3 protein-coding genes and 1 pseudogene are annotated in these 2,862 nt (G+C 56.4%); 3 read left to right on the forward strand and 1 reads right to left on the reverse strand.

Annotated features, from left to right (window positions below; all coding sequences use genetic code 11):
• Positions 1-110, forward strand: a pseudogene (locus KRZ98_RS19700) (IS5/IS1182 family transposase); the annotation flags it as partial.
• A 193-nt stretch (positions 111-303) separates the two neighbouring features.
• On the opposite strand, the gene KRZ98_RS19705 reads toward KRZ98_RS19700, so the two are convergent.
• Positions 304-513 (reverse strand): hypothetical protein, encoded by a 210-nt coding sequence (locus tag KRZ98_RS19705; protein WP_217674965.1) that lies wholly within the window; start codon positions 511-513, stop codon positions 304-306.
• A gap of 350 nt (positions 514-863) precedes the next feature.
• On the opposite strand from KRZ98_RS19705, the gene KRZ98_RS19710 reads away from it, so the two are divergent.
• Positions 864-1,523, forward strand: a complete 660-nt coding sequence (locus KRZ98_RS19710) for a hypothetical protein (protein WP_217674966.1) — start codon at positions 864-866, stop codon at positions 1,521-1,523.
• Positions 1,524-1,527: 4 nt separating this feature from the next.
• Positions 1,528-2,613 carry an ImmA/IrrE family metallo-endopeptidase gene (locus KRZ98_RS19715; protein WP_217674967.1) on the forward strand — a complete coding sequence of 362 codons (1,086 nt, stop codon included), beginning with the start codon at positions 1,528-1,530 and terminating at the stop codon, positions 2,611-2,613.
• Positions 2,614-2,862: the final 249 nt, after the last annotated feature.

The raw sequence follows: 2,862 nt of genomic DNA on the forward strand, positions 1-2,862 counted from the left end.
TTTTCTGCAGCCTCAAAACATTCCGCCGGATCGCTACCCGGTACGAAAAAACTGACGAGAGCTACCGCGCTATGATCAATCTCGCGGCCTTGAAAATCGCTATGCGCTAATGTCCACAGGCCTTAGTTCGCCAGCGCGAACAATCTGCGTGATGCCGGCGAGTCGATGAAAGGCCGACGAGTACAGGATTCGATCGCGATCCCGCTCAAATGCATCGCGTTGATCAAGTGGTGCCGCGTCATCATTGTAGTGGCAACGCCTAGCCCTTGCCGCCTCGTGCGGCTCCCCCCCGGCCTTTGTCACTTATGCGGCTTGCGCCAATACCTGTGCGGTAACGACCATCCCATCGCTGTCCAAGGTGATCTTTCCGCGCTCGATTGCTCGTTGCAGTGCTTCGATTACGTCCTTGATGTCGTAATCTGCACGAAGCTGTGCAATCAGAATGTCGGGGTCGATCGGAGCACCGATCATCGCTAGAATGATCTCATCAGAAGGCGGTGTGTCACCGTGCATAGTCAGCTCCCTAATTAGGAACCCACTGGGTCCCCCTGGCCTATGCGAACGGCCAACGCGAGCTCGCCTCACGTCGCCAACGCACGTATAAAGAACGCCCGGAGGCTCGAATTGTCAAATTTCGGTCTCCGCGCAAAAATAGTCGGCAGGCCCAAAACCCCGCCAGGAAGGCCGTACGGGAACAGATGGCGTTGTGCAGCCTCCGGCGGCCAAAATATTTTTTTGGCGCATTGCGGCTCATTAGAACGCCCCACAGGAGGCATCGCAGGCACCACGGGGCACACGTTGTGGATAAATCGCGAGCTTCTTGTTTTCTGACCTCAAGCGAGGTATGAAAACCGGAAGTGAGGATGGATATGCTAAAGACTGCGATTCGAAACAACCCAGAGGACGTAGACGCAGCGCTCAGGCGCCTAGGTCTCACTGCGGCACCATTAATGCGCGCCGTTCGCGCCGGCTACATATCCCGTGTATCCCGGACGGCGAACGATGCGCCAATCGCGGCAGGCTTCTACCACTGGAATGAAACGCTTCGTACCTTGCGCGACGAATTGGTCATGCTTGGTTGGACCCGGGTTGACGAGCAGATGTTCTCAACCATCCTCAGCCCAGACGGGAAGACTGCGATTTCGGTATCGTCAGGGGATGATGCGACCGGCGATCCGCGTGGCTTCCCTAAGACTAAGCGGGACAAGGGGCCTCGTACTGCCGATGCGATTGACGCGAATATCGGGCAGCTCGATTTGTTCGATACGGCTCCAGAGATGGTTTTAGCAACTGCTCCAGAAGATGAGGTCGAATGCTTGACCTATGTTCTTTTGTTCCATGCAAATGCAACCGAGCTCCGCGCTGAGCTTTCGCTCCCAGTGAGCATGGACGAGCACGATCATATCGATACCTGGCGGGAGCGGATCATCCTTCGCTCGCAGCCGATTGATCCGGAAGGAGATACTCTGCCTAAGCCAGACTTCGGGCCAGAGATTGATATCGACGTTAAGCGTCGCGCGTGAGGCAATGTTTTCTCCGTCCCGCCTCCGCGTGGCCCGCAAACGGCGTGGCCTAAACAAGACCCAATTGGCCGAGCAGATCGGCGTCGATTTGCGGAGCGTCTCCGGTTATGAGCGCGGTGATTATGAGCCGAGTGGCGATACGCTAGGCCGGATTGTCACAGCCCTTCGCTTTCCCGCTGAATTTTTCGCTGGGCCCGATTTACATGAGCCGACCAATCGAACTGCGAGTTTTCGATCAATGGCGCGCATGGCTGCATCACATCGCGAAGCAGCCTTAGCGTCAGGCGCGCTAGCGTTTTTGCTGAACGATTGGATCGACGTTCGCTTCACCCTGCCGAGTCCAGACTTGCTTGACCTTCGGGAGGAGGACCCTGAGACTGCCGCGATGATGTTGCGTCAGCACTGGATGCTAGGCGAAAAGCCTATTCGGAATGTCGTCCACTTGCTTGAATCAAAAGGTGTCCGTGTCTACTCAATGTCGGAGGATACGGCGGAAGTTGATGCTTTCTCATTGTGGCGGGAGGCTACGCCATTCGTGTTCCTGAATACGCAAAAATCGGCGGAACGAAGCCGCTTTGACGCCGCGCATGAGCTTGGCCATTTGATTCTTCATCGGCACGACGAACCACGAGGCCGAGAAGCTGAGCATGAGGCTAACCGCTTTGCATCCGCATTTCTTATGCCGCGGGGCAGTGTGTTGGCACATGCGCCAATGATACCTTCACTTGAAGCGTTGATCCGCCTCAAGCACCATTGGATCGTGTCCGTAGGTGCCCTAGCCTACCGACTACATGCGCTTGGGCTATTGTCTGAGTGGCATTATCGTGGACTGTGCATCGAAATGAGCCAGCGTGGTTATCGAAGCAACGAGCCCGAGGGTGCACAGCGCGAAATGTCGATGATCATCCCAAAAATCTTCGCTGCGCTACGCGAGGACGGAATTGCAAAAGACGATGTGTCGACGGCGTTGCATATCGAACCCGACGAACTCGACCGCCTTGTCTTCGGTTTGGCGGTCATGGGGGTCCATAGCGATGGTGCTGTATCGCCTACACCCCGTCGTTCTCCAAACCTCCAACTCGTGAAGTAGTCCGCGCAGGACATCGCAACCAGCACTGGGATGGGAGGCGCATCACGACTTGACGAGACAACAAGGGAAGCATCGCGCCGGGTTGCCTTCGCCCGTTTTCTCAGTCGTCACCGCTCACAAACGTACGCCTCCGGTGAGGGCCGCCTTGCGGTGATCGGCTGATATTTGGAGATGGCACCGGTGCAAGCACTGGTGTTTGCACCGGTACTAGAGACGGTGCGATGGGTCAGGTGACGATAATTTCGGGCG

Origin of the sequence: Sphingobium sp. AS12, assembly GCF_019097845.1 — a bacterium.
GTDB lineage: Bacteria > Pseudomonadota > Alphaproteobacteria > Sphingomonadales > Sphingomonadaceae > Sphingobium.